The sequence below is a fragment of the Vibrio bathopelagicus genome, from assembly GCF_014879975.1.
GTDB lineage: Bacteria > Pseudomonadota > Gammaproteobacteria > Enterobacterales > Vibrionaceae > Vibrio > Vibrio bathopelagicus.
This window is the reverse complement of the sequence record NZ_CP062500.1, coordinates 1,645,445-1,666,892: the sequence shown is the minus strand read 5'-3', so window position 1 is coordinate 1,666,892 and position 21,448 is coordinate 1,645,445. Positions and strand designations below refer to the sequence as shown.

The window sequence follows — 21,448 nt, the reverse complement described above, 5'->3', positions numbered from 1 at the left end:
CTTCTGCAGCCCTTTCTTATTTGCTTTTCGATTTCACTTCCCCGACAATACGTCTCCTTCAAATTTCAACCAACAGAGTAAATCATGACTCCTTCTATTCATCTAGCCAAAGCCCGAGACAAATCGTTACGCCGTAAACACCCATGGGTATTTTCACGCGGCATCGATAAAGTTGAAGGCGAGCCACAACAAGGTGAAACTGTAGATGTATATGCTCAAAATGGTCAGTGGCTTGCAAAAGCAGCTTACTCTCCTGCTTCTCAAATTCGAGCTCGTGTTTGGACATTTGAAAAAGAAGAAATCAATAAAGCGTTTTTCATCAAAAGATTTAAAGACGCACAATCATTACGTGAAGATATTATCGAACGCGATGGTTTGACCGGATACCGCTTAACGGCTGCAGAATCTGACGGCCTGCCGGGTATTACTATCGACAAGTACCAAGACTTCTTAGTTTGCCAACTTCTAAGTGCTGGCGCTGAGTTCAACAAGAGCATTATTGTTGAAGCCCTAGTTGAGTGCTTCCCTAATTGCAATATTTACGAACGCTCTGACGTAGCAGTTCGTAAAAAAGAAGGCTTAGAGCAAACTGTCGGTGTACTGCATGGGGAAGAACCACCTAAGTCAGTGATCATTGAAGAAAACGGTGTGAAGATCAGCGTGAACATCATGGAAGGCCATAAAACAGGCTTCTACATGGATCAACGTGATAGCCGTAAAGAATCAATGAAGTATGTTAAAGGCAAAGATGTTCTTAACTGTTTCTCATACACTGGCGGTTTTGGTCTGTATGCCCTTAAAGGTGATGCTAAACGTGTAATCAACGCAGATGTATCTCAGCTGGCACTTGATACAGCTAAGTTCAACGCTGAACTGAATGAGTTCGACATCTCGAAAAAGCGTGCTGTATTCCTAAATGCAGACGTATTCAAACTACTTCGTGAATACCGAGATCAAGGCACTAAGTTTGATGTTGTGATCATGGATCCACCAAAGTTTGTTTCAAGCAAGAACAACCTAACATCAGGTGCGAACGGCTATAAAGACGTTAACATGCTAGCGATGCAAATCCTTAAGCCAGGTGGAACACTACTCACCTACTCTTGCTCAGGTTTGATGGGTGCTGACTTATTCCAAAAAATCATCGCTGACGCCGCTCTAGATGCAGGCAGAACAGTAAAATTTGTTGAACGCTTCGAGCAAGCTGCCGATCACTTGATCGATACCGCTTACCCAGAAGGTTTCTACCTGAAAGGTTTTGCTTGTAAGGTGCTTTAGCTTATAGACTTTTATAGCTAATTAGACGTATTAAAAAAGGGCCTTTCGGCCCTTTTTTGTTATTGGTCTGGTAGGTTGACGAACAACTGATTAACTAAGTTGCTTAAGTCACTGCTTATTACGCTTCCATCACCTTGAGCATTCACCGAATCAAACTGATTGCCGGTGTTATCAAGCACGATAGTTTGTGTCTGGCCGCTATTACTCGCACCTTCAGAAATTGTTATGACCAAATCTTTATCTCCGCCACCATTATCGACTTTCTCAATAGTGATATGCTCAAGTAGATCTGACATTGTATTCTCAGTAGGCAGTAATTGTGAAATATCTAGGTGGTCTTCACCTAAAGCAAAATCAGTAATAGTATCAACATCACCTTGGAAAGGCTGGTCAACCCATTGGAACAGGTCATCGCCTTCATCACCCGTAAGAATATCGTTACCAAGACCGCCAATCAGGATATCATCACCAACCTCTCCTCTTAGATGGTCGTCTCCTGACCCACCAATAACAATATCATTGCCACTACCAGCTCGGATATAGTCATTGTCAGATCCACCATCCAAGTAGTCATTACCAGAACCACCTGAAATCAGGTCAATTCCTGACTCACCAAATATGAAATCATCCCCACTAGCGCCTTGAGCTACATCAGCCCAGTTTGGTGCCGAGTAAGGTGATTTCAAATCACCATCTTCTGATGCTCCTTGATAAACATAACCGATACTACCTTCAACAAACGCAGTTGCAGTACTCTGAACAAAAGTATCATTGCTTCCACTATCACCCAACCAAATCACGTCGTTACCAACCCCTGCTTCAACGTGATCATTCCCGCCATACGTTACAATAGCATCAGCTAACATAGCAGCCGCTGGGAATGTCCATACTCCAAACCCATAAGACATACCATTCACGGTAACGGTTGATCCAGATTGAACCGATATAGAGGGAGTAACTCCAGACATATAGACAGCATCGTTGTTATCACCCTCTACTGAAATAACGTTACCAGAATTGTCTGCAATTGTGATTTCTACTATTGCAGTATCACTATTCCCATTGACATCAACCGCGGTATAACTCACTTGAACTACATCACCATTGTTAAGGGAAGCGTCAGGGATAAATAATACCTTACCATCAACAATGGACACCGTTCCTTGAGAAGGATTCACTAAACTAACATCTGACAAAGTTAGCTCTGACGTAAGCGCATGCGGATTATAGTCGTTGGCGAGAACATCAACCAAGATTGGAATAAACTCTTCTGTCGTTACAGAATCATTATTCGCGTCAAGAATTGGTGCACTAATATTGAAAGTTAAGGTGCTGCCACTGGTATCGTGATCCCAATCTGACAGTTCATAGTTAAAGCCTAAAGAAATGTCACTCTCAACAACGGCAGCAAAGAACTGATAAGATCCCGAAGCCATATTCAATACTAAAGTATGACTATTATCGATAAAGATAGATATCTCACTGCCATCAATTGCTGTGCTAACTCCTGATTCGATGCCTGATACAGAGACCGTACTACCATCATAGGAAACTGATACTCCACCGTAGTTCACTTCAGATACGTATCCACCATCAGCACCAAACCCACCGATAGATCCGTTACTTCCATCGTTCACAACCTCACCGGAAATAGGGTCGATAACCGACTGAAGAATAACAGGAGGTAACTGAGTAATATCAGGAACAACTACCGCACCAATTTCACTGTCCGTGGCCCCGTTATAAGCAATATCTTCTAGGTAAGAGATTGGAACCGCCTCCCCCATACCGTAAGCAAGCGCAGTGATATCCTTAGCATCAACAAAATCTTCCCACTCAGTTTTCTCTGAAGCACTCAAAGTTCCCCCTGAATTCGGAGAGCCATCCGACAAGAAATACGTGATATTAGAAGGATTACCATCGACCTTGCCCGAGTCGTCCCAATGATCCATCGCAGCATCTAGTGCAGTGTCGTAATAAGTGCCCCCGCCTGCAGCCAAATTATCGATAACGTCAATGGCCTCAGAAACAGACATCCAGCTACTGCCACTTGCTCCGTTCTGAGCATCTGAACTACTTGAGAAGGTAACGATTTGGACTTGTGTAATACCTAAGCTTTGATACTCAGCTAACAACTGTTTAGCTGCGTCTTGCATAATCGACAATCTAGACTCGTTCGTAATAGTGCTTTGACCCGTAACTGAATCCCAAGCCATAGAGCCTGATACATCTAGGATAAGTTGAACGTTAGCACCTGCTTTTGCAGATGGCTGAAGATCGTTGATTATAGCCTGAGCCAATGGAACATCGTCATCAATGACAAGTGAGATTGAGCCAGTTTCAGTACCTACGTCATTAGTCGCTACGACCCCAATATCAACGGTCATTTCATCTAAAGTCGTATTTCCATCTAAGTGATCAATTGGACCATCAAAAATCACGGAATAATTACCAGCATCGTCGATGACTGCAGTTATGATCGCGGAACCATTAGCGCTACCAATTAATGTTTGGCCTCCATTCGAAGAGGACCAAGTTATGTCTTGCCCACCCGAAGTATAATTTTCTGAAGGTGTTTGCAAAATAATGGCGTCGGCATACAGAACATCTATATTCCCAGTAACTGTTTGCGCCGTTCCTGTATCTTCGGAAAAATCTCTAGAAATATCCGTCACTACAGGTGATGGGGTTACGATTGAATCAGTGACAATAGTTACTTGTGCAGGATCACTTTCTAAATCAGTAGAGTCTTCTACTTTGTAATCAATCGTTTCTGTTACTTTAGCATCAACGACGTCTACACCTTGGAATGTAAGGTTCGAATTCCGATTTGGGTTTGCAGAACCGTCTTGAGTCATAAATACCCTAAGCTCAGTAAAGGGAATAAATCCGCCATTGCCATCAGGGATGGAAACGTTCACTACAGCATGCCCGTCACTGTCTATTGAAAGCGTATATTCATCTCCAGAATTTGAGCCGTTTTCGGTATTGAAATTGAATGTTCCAACTACGTTACCTAATGCATCGAGTGCAACAACATTAATCTCACCATCGGCACTGCTATTGGCATTGTAGTTCCCGTAGGCACTACCAAAACTCAAATCCGCCGATAGTATTTCTGCGCCACTATTCGCAAAGTCGACAGAGATAAATTCTTTTGAGGTTACATCTAATTCACTGCTTCCCGATTTACTCGTCGAAACACCAAAACCGTCTTCAGAGCCCGCACCATCATAATTAAGGTAAACGCCAGGGTTAGCCACTACATCAGAACCAACTGGACTGTTGCCAGTATAAGTACCTGCAGAAATGGTGATCATGTCATTAAAATAACTGATTGACGTACTGCCGGTTGATGTGTCTATTGACGATGCAAGATCAGCTGCGCTAAAGCTAAGTTGTTCCGCGACATTAGAATCGACAACATACTCAAAGTTATCAGCATCACCATACTCTTGGCCTATAACAACCTCAGTTTTGGTCCCATCATCCGCGACCTCATACAAAGTACCCCATATAGGATCACTTTCGACAATAACGGAAGTCTCAATACCAGCTGCATCATCTTCTTCATCACTCGTGTGAGGAGCAAAGTCTACGGTAGTTACGCTGTTTTCCGTTATTTCGGTGAAGTCTTCGGCTTCCGGGGCTTCATTCACGTTCGTTTCGTTCAGCGTCACCACGATCGTATCAACCGTGTCAGCACCCGAACCGTCCGTGCCCGTCGCCGTCACGGTGATTTGGTGGCTGTTGCTATCTAACTCGTAGTCGTTGGTGAACGCTGCCGCGCCTGCGGCCGTCAGACTCACATTACCGTTCGCATCCACCGTGTAGAACGGGTTCGCTTTCGCAGCATCATCCGCCGCGTACACGTTGTCGTCCGCCGCGATGCTGTAACTGATGTTTGAGCCATCCGCGTCGGTCGCCGTGACCGTGCCCAGCGTCTCGCCCGCTGCCGTGCCTTCCGCATACTCGAACGTATCACTCTCTTCAGTGAACTCGGTCGCGCTGTCATTCACGTTCGTTTCGTTCAGCGTCACCACGATCGTATCAACCGTGTCAGCACCCGAACCGTCCGTGCCCGTCGCCGTCACGGTGATTTGGTGGCTGTTGCTATCTAACTCGTAGTCGTTGGTGAACGCTGCCGCGCCTGCGGCCGTCAGACTCACATTACCGTTCGCATCCACCGTGTAGAACGGGTTCGCTTTCGCAGCATCATCCGCCGCGTACACGTTGTCGTCCGCCGCGATGCTGTAACTGATGTTTGAGCCATCCGCGTCGGTCGCCGTGACCGTGCCCAGCGTCTCGCCCGCTGCCGTGCCTTCCGCATACTCGAACGTATCACTCTCTTCAGTGAACTCGGTCGCGCTGTCATTCACGTTCGTTTCGTTCAGCGTCACCACGATCGTATCAACCGTGTCAGCACCCGAACCGTCCGTGCCCGTCGCCGTCACGGTGATTTGGTGGCTGTTGCTATCTAACTCGTAGTCGTTGGTGAACGCTGCCGCGCCTGCGGCCGTCAGACTCACATTACCGTTCGCATCCACCGTGTAGAACGGGTTCGCTTTCGCAGCATCATCCGCCGCGTACACGTTGTCGTCCGCCGCGATGCTGTAACTGATGTTTGAGCCATCCGCGTCGGTCGCCGTGACCGTGCCCAGCGTCTCGCCCGCTGCCGTGCCTTCCGCATACTCGAACGTATCACTCTCTTCAGTGAACTCGGTCGCGCTGTCATTCACGTTCGTTTCGTTCAGCGTCACCACGATCGTATCAACCGTGTCAGCACCCGAACCGTCCGTGCCCGTCGCCGTCACGGTGATTTGGTGGCTGTTGCTATCTAACTCGTAGTCGTTGGTGAACGCTGCCGCGCCTGCGGCCGTCAGACTCACATTACCGTTCGCATCCACCGTGTAGAACGGGTTCGCTTTCGCAGCATCATCCGCCGCGTACACGTTGTCGTCCGCCGCGATGCTGTAACTGATGTTTGAGCCATCCGCGTCGGTCGCCGTGACCGTGCCCAGCGTCTCGCCCGCTGCCGTGCCTTCCGCATACTCGAACGTATCACTCTCTTCAGTGAACTCGGTCGCGCTGTCATTCACGTTCGTTTCGTTCAGCGTCACCACGATCGTATCAACCGTGTCAGCACCCGAACCGTCCGTGCCCGTCGCCGTCACGGTGATTTGGTGGCTGTTGCTATCTAACTCGTAGTCGTTGGTGAACGCTGCCGCGCCTGCGGCCGTCAGACTCACATTACCGTTCGCATCCACCGTGTAGAACGGGTTCGCTTTCGCAGCATCATCCGCCGCGTACACGTTGTCGTCCGCCGCGATGCTGTAACTGATGTTTGAGCCATCCGCGTCGGTCGCCGTGACCGTGCCCAGCGTCTCGCCCGCTGCCGTGCCTTCCGCATACTCGAACGTATCACTCTCTTCAGTGAACTCGGTCGCGCTGTCATTCACGTTCGTTTCGTTCAGCGTCACCACGATCGTATCAACCGTGTCAGCACCCGAACCGTCCGTGCCCGTCGCCGTCACGGTGATTTGGTGGCTGTTGCTATCTAACTCGTAGTCGTTGGTGAACGCTGCCGCGCCTGCGGCCGTCAGACTCACATTACCGTTCGCATCCACCGTGTAGAACGGGTTCGCTTTCGCAGCATCATCCGCCGCGTACACGTTGTCGTCCGCCGCGATGCTGTAACTGATGTTTGAGCCATCCGCGTCGGTCGCCGTGACCGTGCCCAGCGTCTCGCCCGCTGCCGTGCCTTCCGCATACTCGAACGTATCACTCTCTTCAGTGAACTCGGTCGCGCTGTCATTCACGTTCGTTTCGTTCAGCGTCACCACGATCGTATCAACCGTGTCAGCACCCGAACCGTCCGTGCCCGTCGCCGTCACGGTGATTTGGTGGCTGTTGCTATCTAACTCGTAGTCGTTGGTGAACGCTGCCGCGCCTGCGGCCGTCAGACTCACATTACCGTTCGCATCCACCGTGTAGAACGGGTTCGCTTTCGCAGCATCATCCGCCGCGTACACGTTGTCGTCCGCCGCGATGCTGTAACTGATGTTTGAGCCATCCGCGTCGGTCGCCGTGACCGTGCCCAGCGTCTCGCCCGCTGCCGTGCCTTCCGCATACTCGAACGTATCACTCTCTTCAGTGAACTCGGTCGCGCTGTCATTCACGTTCGTTTCGTTCAGCGTCACCACGATCGTATCAACCGTGTCAGCACCCGAACCGTCCGTGCCCGTCGCCGTCACGGTGATTTGGTGGCTGTTGCTATCTAACTCGTAGTCGTTGGTGAACGCTGCCGCGCCTGCGGCCGTCAGACTCACATTACCGTTCGCATCCACCGTGTAGAACGGGTTCGCTTTCGCAGCATCATCCGCCGCGTACACGTTGTCGTCCGCCGCGATGCTGTAACTGATGTTTGAGCCATCCGCGTCGGTCGCCGTGACCGTGCCCAGCGTCTCGCCCGCTGCCGTGCCTTCCGCATACTCGAACGTATCACTCTCTTCAGTGAACTCGGTCGCGCTGTCATTCACGTTCGTTTCGTTCAGCGTCACCACGATCGTATCAACCGTGTCAGCACCCGAACCGTCCGTGCCCGTCGCCGTCACGGTGATTTGGTGGCTGTTGCTATCTAACTCGTAGTCGTTGGTGAACGCTGCCGCGCCTGCGGCCGTCAGACTCACATTACCGTTCGCATCCACCGTGTAGAACGGGTTCGCTTTCGCAGCATCATCCGCCGCGTACACGTTGTCGTCCGCCGCGATGCTGTAACTGATGTTTGAGCCATCCGCGTCGGTCGCCGTGACCGTGCCCAGCGTCTCGCCCGCTGCCGTGCCTTCCGCATACTCGAACGTATCACTCTCTTCAGTGAACTCGGTCGCGCTGTCATTCACGTTCGTTTCGTTCAGCGTCACCACGATCGTATCAACCGTGTCAGCACCCGAACCGTCCGTGCCCGTCGCCGTCACGGTGATTTGGTGGCTGTTGCTATCTAACTCGTAGTCGTTGGTGAACGCTGCCGCGCCTGCGGCCGTCAGACTCACATTACCGTTCGCATCCACCGTGTAGAACGGGTTCGCTTTCGCAGCATCATCCGCCGCGTACACGTTGTCGTCCGCCGCGATGCTGTAACTGATGTTTGAGCCATCCGCGTCGGTCGCCGTGACCGTGCCCAGCGTCTCGCCCGCTGCCGTGCCTTCCGCATACTCGAACGTATCACTCTCTTCAGTGAACTCGGTCGCGCTGTCATTCACGTTCGTTTCGTTCAGCGTCACCACGATCGTATCAACCGTGTCAGCACCCGAACCGTCCGTGCCCGTCGCCGTCACGGTGATTTGGTGGCTGTTGCTATCTAACTCGTAGTCGTTGGTGAACGCTGCCGCGCCTGCGGCCGTCAGACTCACATTACCGTTCGCATCCACCGTGTAGAACGGGTTCGCTTTCGCAGCATCATCCGCCGCGTACACGTTGTCGTCCGCCGCGATGCTGTAACTGATGTTTGAGCCATCCGCGTCGGTCGCCGTGACCGTGCCCAGCGTCTCGCCCGCTGCCGTGCCTTCCGCATACTCGAACGTATCACTCTCTTCAGTGAACTCGGTCGCGCTGTCATTCACGTTCGTTTCGTTCAGCGTCACCACGATCGTATCAACCGTGTCAGCACCCGAACCGTCCGTGCCCGTCGCCGTCACGGTGATTTGGTGGCTGTTGCTATCTAACTCGTAGTCGTTGGTGAACGCTGCCGCGCCTGCGGCCGTCAGACTCACATTACCGTTCGCATCCACCGTGTAGAACGGGTTCGCTTTCGCAGCATCATCCGCCGCGTACACGTTGTCGTCCGCCGCGATGCTGTAACTGATGTTTGAGCCATCCGCGTCGGTCGCCGTGACCGTGCCCAGCGTCTCGCCCGCTGCCGTGCCTTCCGCATACTCGAACGTATCACTCTCTTCAGTGAACTCGGTCGCGCTGTCATTCACGTTCGTTTCGTTCAGCGTCACCACGATCGTATCAACCGTGTCAGCACCCGAACCGTCCGTGCCCGTCGCCGTCACGGTGATTTGGTGGCTGTTGCTATCTAACTCGTAGTCGTTGGTGAACGCTGCCGCGCCTGCGGCCGTCAGACTCACATTACCGTTCGCATCCACCGTGTAGAACGGGTTCGCTTTCGCAGCATCATCCGCCGCGTACACGTTGTCGTCCGCCGCGATGCTGTAACTGATGTTTGAGCCATCCGCGTCGGTCGCCGTGACCGTGCCCAGCGTCTCGCCCGCTGCCGTGCCTTCCGCATACTCGAACGTATCACTCTCTTCAGTGAACTCGGTCGCGCTGTCATTCACGTTCGTTTCGTTCAGCGTCACCACGATCGTATCAACCGTGTCAGCACCCGAACCGTCCGTGCCCGTCGCCGTCACGGTGATTTGGTGGCTGTTGCTATCTAACTCGTAGTCGTTGGTGAACGCTGCCGCGCCTGCGGCCGTCAGACTCACATTACCGTTCGCATCCACCGTGTAGAACGGGTTCGCTTTCGCAGCATCATCCGCCGCGTACACGTTGTCGTCCGCCGCGATGCTGTAACTGATGTTTGAGCCATCCGCGTCGGTCGCCGTGACCGTGCCCAGCGTCTCGCCCGCTGCCGTGCCTTCCGCATACTCGAACGTATCACTCTCTTCAGTGAACTCGGTCGCGCTGTCATTCACGTTCGTTTCGTTCAGCGTCACCACGATCGTATCAACCGTGTCAGCACCCGAACCGTCCGTGCCCGTCGCCGTCACGGTGATTTGGTGGCTGTTGCTATCTAACTCGTAGTCGTTGGTGAACGCTGCCGCGCCTGCGGCCGTCAGACTCACATTACCGTTCGCATCCACCGTGTAGAACGGGTTCGCTTTCGCAGCATCATCCGCCGCGTACACGTTGTCGTCCGCCGCGATGCTGTAACTGATGTTTGAGCCATCCGCGTCGGTCGCCGTGACCGTGCCCAGCGTCTCGCCCGCTGCCGTGCCTTCCGCATACTCGAACGTATCACTCTCTTCAGTGAACTCGGTCGCGCTGTCATTCACGTTCGTTTCGTTCAGCGTCACCACGATCGTATCAACCGTGTCAGCACCCGAACCGTCCGTGCCCGTCGCCGTCACGGTGATTTGGTGGCTGTTGCTATCTAACTCGTAGTCGTTGGTGAACGCTGCCGCGCCTGCGGCCGTCAGACTCACATTACCGTTCGCATCCACCGTGTAGAACGGGTTCGCTTTCGCAGCATCATCCGCCGCGTACACGTTGTCGTCCGCCGCGATGCTGTAACTGATGTTTGAGCCATCCGCGTCGGTCGCCGTGACCGTGCCCAGCGTCTCGCCCGCTGCCGTGCCTTCCGCATACTCGAACGTATCACTCTCTTCAGTGAACTCGGTCGCGCTGTCATTCACGTTCGTTTCGTTCAGCGTCACCACGATCGTATCAACCGTGTCAGCACCCGAACCGTCCGTGCCCGTCGCCGTCACGGTGATTTGGTGGCTGTTGCTATCTAACTCGTAGTCGTTGGTGAACGCTGCCGCGCCTGCGGCCGTCAGACTCACATTACCGTTCGCATCCACCGTGTAGAACGGGTTCGCTTTCGCAGCATCATCCGCCGCGTACACGTTGTCGTCCGCCGCGATGCTGTAACTGATGTTTGAGCCATCCGCGTCGGTCGCCGTGACCGTGCCCAGCGTCTCGCCCGCTGCCGTGCCTTCCGCATACTCGAACGTATCACTCTCTTCAGTGAACTCGGTCGCGCTGTCATTCACGTTCGTTTCGTTCAGCGTCACCACGATCGTATCAACCGTGTCAGCACCCGAACCGTCCGTGCCCGTCGCCGTCACGGTGATTTGGTGGCTGTTGCTATCTAACTCGTAGTCGTTGGTGAACGCTGCCGCGCCTGCGGCCGTCAGACTCACATTACCGTTCGCATCCACCGTGTAGAACGGGTTCGCTTTCGCAGCATCATCCGCCGCGTACACGTTGTCGTCCGCCGCGATGCTGTAACTGATGTTTGAGCCATCCGCGTCGGTCGCCGTGACCGTGCCCAGCGTCTCGCCCGCTGCCGTGCCTTCCGCATACTCGAACGTATCACTCTCTTCAGTGAACTCGGTCGCGCTGTCATTCACGTTCGTTTCGTTCAGCGTCACCACGATCGTATCAACCGTGTCAGCACCCGAACCGTCCGTGCCCGTCGCCGTCACGGTGATTTGGTGGCTGTTGCTATCTAACTCGTAGTCGTTGGTGAACGCTGCCGCGCCTGCGGCCGTCAGACTCACATTACCGTTCGCATCCACCGTGTAGAACGGGTTCGCTTTCGCAGCATCATCCGCCGCGTACACGTTGTCGTCCGCCGCGATGCTGTAACTGATGTTTGAGCCATCCGCGTCGGTCGCCGTGACCGTGCCCAGCGTCTCGCCCGCTGCCGTGCCTTCCGCATACTCGAACGTATCACTCTCTTCAGTGAACTCGGTCGCGCTGTCATTCACGTTCGTTTCGTTCAGCGTCACCACGATCGTATCAACCGTGTCAGCACCCGAACCGTCCGTGCCCGTCGCCGTCACGGTGATTTGGTGGCTGTTGCTATCTAACTCGTAGTCGTTGGTGAACGCTGCCGCGCCTGCGGCCGTCAGACTCACATTACCGTTCGCATCCACCGTGTAGAACGGGTTCGCTTTCGCAGCATCATCCGCCGCGTACACGTTGTCGTCCGCCGCGATGCTGTAACTGATGTTTGAGCCATCCGCGTCGGTCGCCGTGACCGTGCCCAGCGTCTCGCCCGCTGCCGTGCCTTCCGCATACTCGAACGTATCACTCTCTTCAGTGAACTCGGTCGCGCTGTCATTCACGTTCGTTTCGTTCAGCGTCACCACGATCGTATCAACCGTGTCAGCACCCGAACCGTCCGTGCCCGTCGCCGTCACGGTGATTTGGTGGCTGTTGCTATCTAACTCGTAGTCGTTGGTGAACGCTGCCGCGCCTGCGGCCGTCAGACTCACATTACCGTTCGCATCCACCGTGTAGAACGGGTTCGCTTTCGCAGCATCATCCGCCGCGTACACGTTGTCGTCCGCCGCGATGCTGTAACTGATGTTTGAGCCATCCGCGTCGGTCGCCGTGACCGTGCCCAGCGTCTCGCCCGCTGCCGTGCCTTCCGCATACTCGAACGTATCACTCTCTTCAGTGAACTCGGTCGCGCTGTCATTCACGTTCGTTTCGTTCAGCGTCACCACGATCGTATCAACCGTGTCAGCACCCGAACCGTCCGTGCCCGTCGCCGTCACGGTGATTTGGTGGCTGTTGCTATCTAACTCGTAGTCGTTGGTGAACGCTGCCGCGCCTGCGGCCGTCAGACTCACATTACCGTTCGCATCCACCGTGTAGAACGGGTTCGCTTTCGCAGCATCATCCGCCGCGTACACGTTGTCGTCCGCCGCGATGCTGTAACTGATGTTTGAGCCATCCGCGTCGGTCGCCGTGACCGTGCCCAGCGTCTCGCCCGCTGCCGTGCCTTCCGCATACTCGAACGTATCACTCTCTTCAGTGAACTCGGTCGCGCTGTCATTCACGTTCGTTTCGTTCAGCGTCACCACGATCGTATCAACCGTGTCAGCACCCGAACCGTCCGTGCCCGTCGCCGTCACGGTGATTTGGTGGCTGTTGCTATCTAACTCGTAGTCGTTGGTGAACGCTGCCGCGCCTGCGGCCGTCAGACTCACATTACCGTTCGCATCCACCGTGTAGAACGGGTTCGCTTTCGCAGCATCATCCGCCGCGTACACGTTGTCGTCCGCCGCGATGCTGTAACTGATGTTTGAGCCATCCGCGTCGGTCGCCGTGACCGTGCCCAGCGTCTCGCCCGCTGCCGTGCCTTCCGCATACTCGAACGTATCACTCTCTTCAGTGAACTCGGTCGCGCTGTCATTCACGTTCGTTTCGTTCAGCGTCACCACGATCGTATCAACCGTGTCAGCACCCGAACCGTCCGTGCCCGTCGCCGTCACGGTGATTTGGTGGCTGTTGCTATCTAACTCGTAGTCGTTGGTGAACGCTGCCGCGCCTGCGGCCGTCAGACTCACATTACCGTTCGCATCCACCGTGTAGAACGGGTTCGCTTTCGCAGCATCATCCGCCGCGTACACGTTGTCGTCCGCCGCGATGCTGTAACTGATGTTTGAGCCATCCGCGTCGGTCGCCGTGACCGTGCCCAGCGTCTCGCCCGCTGCCGTGCCTTCCGCATACTCGAACGTATCACTCTCTTCAGTGAACTCGGTCGCGCTGTCATTCACGTTCGTTTCGTTCAGCGTCACCACGATCGTATCAACCGTGTCAGCACCCGAACCGTCCGTGCCCGTCGCCGTCACGGTGATTTGGTGGCTGTTGCTATCTAACTCGTAGTCGTTGGTGAACGCTGCCGCGCCTGCGGCCGTCAGACTCACATTACCGTTCGCATCCACCGTGTAGAACGGGTTCGCTTTCGCAGCATCATCCGCCGCGTACACGTTGTCGTCCGCCGCGATGCTGTAACTGATGTTTGAGCCATCCGCGTCGGTCGCCGTGACCGTGCCCAGCGTCTCGCCCGCTGCCGTGCCTTCCGCATACTCGAACGTATCACTCTCTTCAGTGAACTCGGTCGCGCTGTCATTCACGTTCGTTTCGTTCAGCGTCACCACGATCGTATCAACCGTGTCAGCACCCGAACCGTCCGTGCCCGTCGCCGTCACGGTGATTTGGTGGCTGTTGCTATCTAACTCGTAGTCGTTGGTGAACGCTGCCGCGCCTGCGGCCGTCAGACTCACATTACCGTTCGCATCCACCGTGTAGAACGGGTTCGCTTTCGCAGCATCATCCGCCGCGTACACGTTGTCGTCCGCCGCGATGCTGTAACTGATGTTTGAGCCATCCGCGTCGGTCGCCGTGACCGTGCCCAGCGTCTCGCCCGCTGCCGTGCCTTCCGCATACTCGAACGTATCACTCTCTTCAGTGAACTCGGTCGCGCTGTCATTCACGTTCGTTTCGTTCAGCGTCACCACGATCGTATCAACCGTGTCAGCACCCGAACCGTCCGTGCCCGTCGCCGTCACGGTGATTTGGTGGCTGTTGCTATCTAACTCGTAGTCGTTGGTGAACGCTGCCGCGCCTGCGGCCGTCAGACTCACATTACCGTTCGCATCCACCGTGTAGAACGGGTTCGCTTTCGCAGCATCATCCGCCGCGTACACGTTGTCGTCCGCCGCGATGCTGTAACTGATGTTTGAGCCATCCGCGTCGGTCGCCGTGACCGTGCCCAGCGTCTCGCCCGCTGCCGTGCCTTCCGCATACTCGAACGTATCACTCTCTTCAGTGAACTCGGTCGCGCTGTCATTCACGTTCGTTTCGTTCAGCGTCACCACGATCGTATCAACCGTGTCAGCACCCGAACCGTCCGTGCCCGTCGCCGTCACGGTGATTTGGTGGCTGTTGCTATCTAACTCGTAGTCGTTGGTGAACGCTGCCGCGCCTGCGGCCGTCAGACTCACATTACCGTTCGCATCCACCGTGTAGAACGGGTTCGCTTTCGCAGCATCATCCGCCGCGTACACGTTGTCGTCCGCCGCGATGCTGTAACTGATGTTTGAGCCATCCGCGTCGGTCGCCGTGACCGTGCCCAGCGTCTCGCCCGCTGCCGTGCCTTCCGCATACTCGAACGTATCACTCTCTTCAGTGAACTCGGTCGCGCTGTCATTCACGTTCGTTTCGTTCAGCGTCACCACGATCGTATCAACCGTGTCAGCACCCGAACCGTCCGTGCCCGTCGCCGTCACGGTGATTTGGTGGCTGTTGCTATCTAACTCGTAGTCGTTGGTGAACGCTGCCGCGCCTGCGGCCGTCAGACTCACATTACCGTTCGCATCCACCGTGTAGAACGGGTTCGCTTTCGCAGCATCATCCGCCGCGTACACGTTGTCGTCCGCCGCGATGCTGTAACTGATGTTTGAGCCATCCGCGTCGGTCGCCGTGACCGTGCCCAGCGTCTCGCCCGCTGCCGTGCCTTCCGCATACTCGAACGTATCACTCTCTTCAGTGAACTCGGTCGCGCTGTCATTCACGTTCGTTTCGTTCAGCGTCACCACGATCGTATCAACCGTGTCAGCACCCGAACCGTCCGTGCCCGTCGCCGTCACGGTGATTTGGTGGCTGTTGCTATCTAACTCGTAGTCGTTGGTGAACGCTGCCGCGCCTGCGGCCGTCAGACTCACATTACCGTTCGCATCCACCGTGTAGAACGGGTTCGCTTTCGCAGCATCATCCGCCGCGTACACGTTGTCGTCCGCCGCGATGCTGTAACTGATGTTTGAGCCATCCGCGTCGGTCGCCGTGACCGTGCCCAGCGTCTCGCCCGCTGCCGTGCCTTCCGCATACTCGAACGTATCACTCTCTTCAGTGAACTCGGTCGCGCTGTCATTCACGTTCGTTTCGTTCAGCGTCACCACGATCGTATCAACCGTGTCAGCACCCGAACCGTCCGTGCCCGTCGCCGTCACGGTGATTTGGTGGCTGTTGCTATCTAACTCGTAGTCGTTGGTGAACGCTGCCGCGCCTGCGGCCGTCAGACTCACATTACCGTTCGCATCCACCGTGTAGAACGGGTTCGCTTTCGCAGCATCATCCGCCGCGTACACGTTGTCGTCCGCCGCGATGCTGTAACTGATGTTTGAGCCATCCGCGTCGGTCGCCGTGACCGTGCCCAGCGTCTCGCCCGCTGCCGTGCCTTCCGCATACTCGAACGTATCACTCTCTTCAGTGAACTCGGTCGCGCTGTCATTCACGTTCGTTTCGTTCAGCGTCACCACGATCGTATCAACCGTGTCAGCACCCGAACCGTCCGTGCCCGTCGCCGTCACGGTGATTTGGTGGCTGTTGCTATCTAACTCGTAGTCGTTGGTGAACGCTGCCGCGCCTGCGGCCGTCAGACTCACATTACCGTTCGCATCCACCGTGTAGAACGGGTTCGCTTTCGCAGCATCATCCGCCGCGTACACGTTGTCGTCCGCCGCGATGCTGTAACTGATGTTTGAGCCATCCGCGTCGGTCGCCGTGACCGTGCCCAGCGTCTCGCCCGCTGCCGTGCCTTCCGCATACTCGAACGTATCACTCTCTTCAGTGAACTCGGTCGCGCTGTCATTCACGTTCGTTTCGTTCAGCGTCACCACGATCGTATCAACCGTGTCAGCACCCGAACCGTCCGTGCCCGTCGCCGTCACGGTGATTTGGTGGCTGTTGCTATCTAACTCGTAGTCGTTGGTGAACGCTGCCGCGCCTGCGGCCGTCAGACTCACATTACCGTTCGCATCCACCGTGTAGAACGGGTTCGCTTTCGCAGCATCATCCGCCGCGTACACGTTGTCGTCCGCCGCGATGCTGTAACTGATGTTTGAGCCATCCGCGTCGGTCGCCGTGACCGTGCCCAGCGTCTCGCCCGCTGCCGTGCCTTCCGCATACTCGAACGTATCACTCTCTTCAGTGAACTCGGTCGCGCTGTCATTCACGTTCGTTTCGTTCAGCGTCACCACGATCGTATCAACCGTGTCAGCACCCGAACCGTCCGTGCCCGTCGCCGTCACGGTGATTTGGTGGCTGTTGCTATCTAACTCGTAGTCGTTGGTGAACGCTGCCGCGCCTGCGGCCGTCAGACTCACATTACCGTTCGCATCCACCGTGTAGAACGGGTTCGCTTTCGCAGCATCATCCGCCGCGTACACGTTGTCGTCCGCCGCGATGCTGTAACTGATGTTTGAGCCATCCGCGTCGGTCGCCGTGACCGTGCCCAGCGTCTCGCCCGCTGCCGTGCCTTCCGCATACTCGAACGTATCACTCTCTTCAGTGAACTCGGTCGCGCTGTCATTCACGTTCGTTTCGTTCAGCGTCACCACGATCGTATCAACCGTGTCAGCACCCGAACCGTCCGTGCCCGTCGCCGTCACGGTGATTTGGTGGCTGTTGCTATCTAACTCGTAGTCGTTGGTGAACGCTGCCGCGCCTGCGGCCGTCAGACTCACATTACCGTTCGCATCCACCGTGTAGAACGGGTTCGCTTTCGCAGCATCATCCGCCGCGTACACGTTGTCGTCCGCCGCGATGCTGTAACTGATGTTTGAGCCATCCGCGTCGGTCGCCGTGACCGTGCCCAGCGTCTCGCCCGCTGCCGTGCCTTCCGCATACTCGAACGTATCACTCTCTTCAGTGAACTCGGTCGCGCTGTCATTCACGTTCGTTTCGTTCAGCGTCACCACGATCGTATCAACCGTGTCAGCACCCGAACCGTCCGTGCCCGTCGCCGTCACGGTGATTTGGTGGCTGTTGCTATCTAACTCGTAGTCGTTGGTGAACGCTGCCGCGCCTGCGGCCGTCAGACTCACATTACCGTTCGCATCCACCGTGTAGAACGGGTTCGCTTTCGCAGCATCATCCGCCGCGTACACGTTGTCGTCCGCCGCGATGCTGTAACTGATGTTTGAGCCATCCGCGTCGGTCGCCGTGACCGTGCCCAGCGTCTCGCCCGCTGCCGTGCCTTCCGCATACTCGAACGTATCACTCTCTTCAGTGAACTCGGTCGCGCTGTCATTCACGTTCGTTTCGTTCAGCGTCACCACGATCGTATCAACCGTGTCAGCACCCGAACCGTCCGTGCCCGTCGCCGTCACGGTGATTTGGTGGCTGTTGCTATCTAACTCGTAGTCGTTGGTGAACGCTGCCGCGCCTGCGGCCGTCAGACTCACATTACCGTTCGCATCCACCGTGTAGAACGGGTTCGCTTTCGCAGCATCATCCGCCGCGTACACGTTGTCGTCCGCCGCGATGCTGTAACTGATGTTTGAGCCATCCGCGTCGGTCGCCGTGACCGTGCCCAGCGTCTCGCCCGCTGCCGTGCCTTCCGCATACTCGAACGTATCACTCTCTTCAGTGAACTCGGTCGCGCTGTCATTCACGTTCGTTTCGTTCAGCGTCACCACGATCGTATCAACCGTGTCAGCACCCGAACCGTCCGTGCCCGTCGCCGTCACGGTGATTTGGTGGCTGTTGCTATCTAACTCGTAGTCGTTGGTGAACGCTGCCGCGCCTGCGGCCGTCAGACTCACATTACCGTTCGCATCCACCGTGTAGAACGGGTTCGCTTTCGCAGCATCATCCGCCGCGTACACGTTGTCGTCCGCCGCGATGCTGTAACTGATGTTTGAGCCATCCGCGTCGGTCGCCGTGACCGTGCCCAGCGTCTCGCCCGCTGCCGTGCCTTCCGCATACTCGAACGTATCACTCTCTTCAGTGAACTCGGTCGCGCTGTCATTCACGTTCGTTTCGTTCAGCGTCACCACGATCGTATCAACCGTGTCAGCACCCGAACCGTCCGTGCCCGTCGCCGTCACGGTGATTTGGTGGCTGTTGCTATCTAACTCGTAGTCGTTGGTGAACGCTGCCGCGCCTGCGGCCGTCAGACTCACATTACCGTTCGCATCCACCGTGTAGAACGGGTTCGCTTTCGCAGCATCATCCGCCGCGTACACGTTGTCGTCCGCCGCGATGCTGTAACTGATGTTTGAGCCATCCGCGTCGGTCGCCGTGACCGTGCCCAGCGTCTCGCCCGCTGCCGTGCCTTCCGCATACTCGAACGTATCACTCTCTTCAGTGAACTCGGTCGCGCTGTCATTCACGTTCGTTTCGTTCAGCGTCACCACGATCGTATCAACCGTGTCAGCACCCGAACCGTCCGTGCCCGTCGCCGTCACGGTGATTTGGTGGCTGTTGCTATCTAACTCGTAGTCGTTGGTGAACGCTGCCGCGCCTGCGGCCGTCAGACTCACATTACCGTTCGCATCCACCGTGTAGAACGGGTTCGCTTTCGCAGCATCATCCGCCGCGTACACGTTGTCGTCCGCCGCGATGCTGTAACTGATGTTTGAGCCATCCGCGTCGGTCGCCGTGACCGTGCCCAGCGTCTCGCCCGCTGCCGTGCCTTCCGCATACTCGAACGTATCACTCTCTTCAGTGAACTCGGTCGCGCTGTCATTCACGTTCGTTTCGTTCAGCGTCACCACGATCGTATCAACCGTGTCAGCACCCGAACCGTCCGTGCCCGTCGCCGTCACGGTGATTTGGTGGCTGTTGCTATCTAACTCGTAGTCGTTGGTGAACGCTGCCGCGCCTGCGGCCGTCAGACTCACATTACCGTTCGCATCCACCGTGTAGAACGGGTTCGCTTTCGCAGCATCATCCGCCGCGTACACGTTGTCGTCCGCCGCGATGCTGTAACTGATGTTTGAGCCATCCGCGTCGGTCGCCGTGACCGTGCCCAGCGTCTCGCCCGCTGCCGTGCCTTCCGCATACTCGAACGTATCACTCTCTTCAGTGAACTCGGTCGCGCTGTCATTCACGTTCGTTTCGTTCAGCGTCACCACGATCGTATCAACCGTGTCAGCACCCGAACCGTCCGTGCCCGTCGCCGTCACGGTGATTTGGTGGCTGTTGCTATCTAACTCGTAGTCGTTGGTGAACGCTGCCGCGCCTGCGGCCGTCAGACTCACATTACCGTTCGCATCCACCGTGTAGAACGGGTTCGCTTTCGCAGCATCATCCGCCGCGTACACGTTGTCGTCCGCCGCGATGCTGTAACTGATGTTTGAGCCATCCGCGTCGGTCGCCGTGACCGTGCCCAGCGTCTCGCCCGCTGCCGTGCCTTCCGCATACTCGAACGTATCACTCTCTTCAGTGAACTCGGTCGCGCTGTCATTCACGTTCGTTTCGTTCAGCGTCACTGTCGCTTCCGACACATTACGTAGGTTATCTATTAATACTATTTGGTAATCGCCACTGTTCGTGCCTTGCTCGAAGTCGTTCACCTCCGCCGCCACGCCCGCTGCCGTGATGCTGATATTACCGGCCTCATCCACACTGTAGAAGCCGTCTTCACTGGTGATACTTAATGTGCCGTCACTGTGTTTGAACTCGTATTTGGTCACGCCATCCAGATCGCTGCCTGACAAGGTGCCAACCACCGCGCCCGCCACTTGGTTTTCCGCGTACGTCACCGTCTGCGCATCAAATGAAGATTGATCATTTACTGGTGTAACACCTACATCAACCGTGATCGTATCTGTACCACCTTGGCCATCATCAACAACAACTGTAAAGCTATCGCTGCCGTTGTAGTTTTCGTTTGGCGTATATGTCCAGTTACCATTTTCATCGACGACTACAGAACCATTAGATGGTTCTGTACCTTTACTGAACGTTAACTGATCATTATCTGTGTCTGTTGCATTGAGGGAACCGCTGACTGGGGTATCTTCATCTGTAGTAACAGAAACATCTTCACCGACAGGTAGATCATTAATTGGAGTAACACCGATATTAACGGTTATTGTATCTGTGCCGCCTTGGCCGTCAGAGACTTCTACCGTAAAGCTGTCATTGCCGTTGTAGTTTTCATTGGGTGTATAAGTCCAGTTGCCGCTTTCATCGACAACGACTGTGCCGTTCGAAGGATCTGTAGCTTTAACGAAAGACAGAGAATCGCCATCTTCGTCTGAAGCCGACAAGGTTCCACTTACTGGCGTATCTTCATCTGTTATAAAAGATATTGTGTCACCAATAGCGTCACTATTTGAATCAACAAACAGTGGGTTAGTGTTTGGTTGAGCTACGGCAGGTTCAATGAGTGAACGATAAGCGTCAAGTAAGCTCAGGCTCTGAGTGCGAGATAGGCCAAGCGATTCAAATCCCGTAGTAACAAACTCTGTATTAGGAATCGTTTCTTCACCATCTCGCTCGATAGTTCCGCTAGTTCCTAAGCTTGAGCCATTCTGGCCAGCAGCGGTAGCGAACTCTTCACCTAATTCTGTTGGATCTTGACCCTCTTCTAATGCGGCAAAAATATCCGCAATATCTTGGTCGAGTTCCACTTCACCACCATCATCCGGTGAAAATCGCTTAGCAGACACCTGAGGGGCATTAGGTTCATTTTGGGATTCAAGAACGACATCCCCAATCTGTAGTGGCTCGCCTTCTTCTAAGACTTTAATCGTACCATCTACCGAGATAACAATGCGCTGGCCCAGTGCTAAGGCACCGCCCAAATTCAAAGTTGTCATGTCCATATAAACCCCTAAAACCATTTTTTGTCAGT

At 55.2% G+C, this 21,448-nt stretch carries 2 protein-coding genes; one reads left to right on the top strand and one right to left on the bottom strand.

Annotation, left to right across the window (positions count from 1 at the left end):
- Positions 1-84 precede the first annotated feature (84 nt).
- Positions 85-1,278, top strand: a complete 1,194-nt coding sequence (locus IHV80_RS07260) for a class I SAM-dependent methyltransferase (RefSeq protein WP_192890607.1) — start codon at positions 85-87, stop codon at positions 1,276-1,278.
- A gap of 59 nt (positions 1,279-1,337) precedes the next feature.
- Here the strand turns inward: IHV80_RS07260 and IHV80_RS07255 are convergent, their stop codons facing one another.
- Positions 1,338-21,419, bottom strand: coding sequence for an Ig-like domain-containing protein (locus IHV80_RS07255; RefSeq protein WP_192890789.1), 20,082 nt, complete (start codon positions 21,417-21,419; stop codon positions 1,338-1,340).
- Positions 21,420-21,448: the final 29 nt, after the last annotated feature.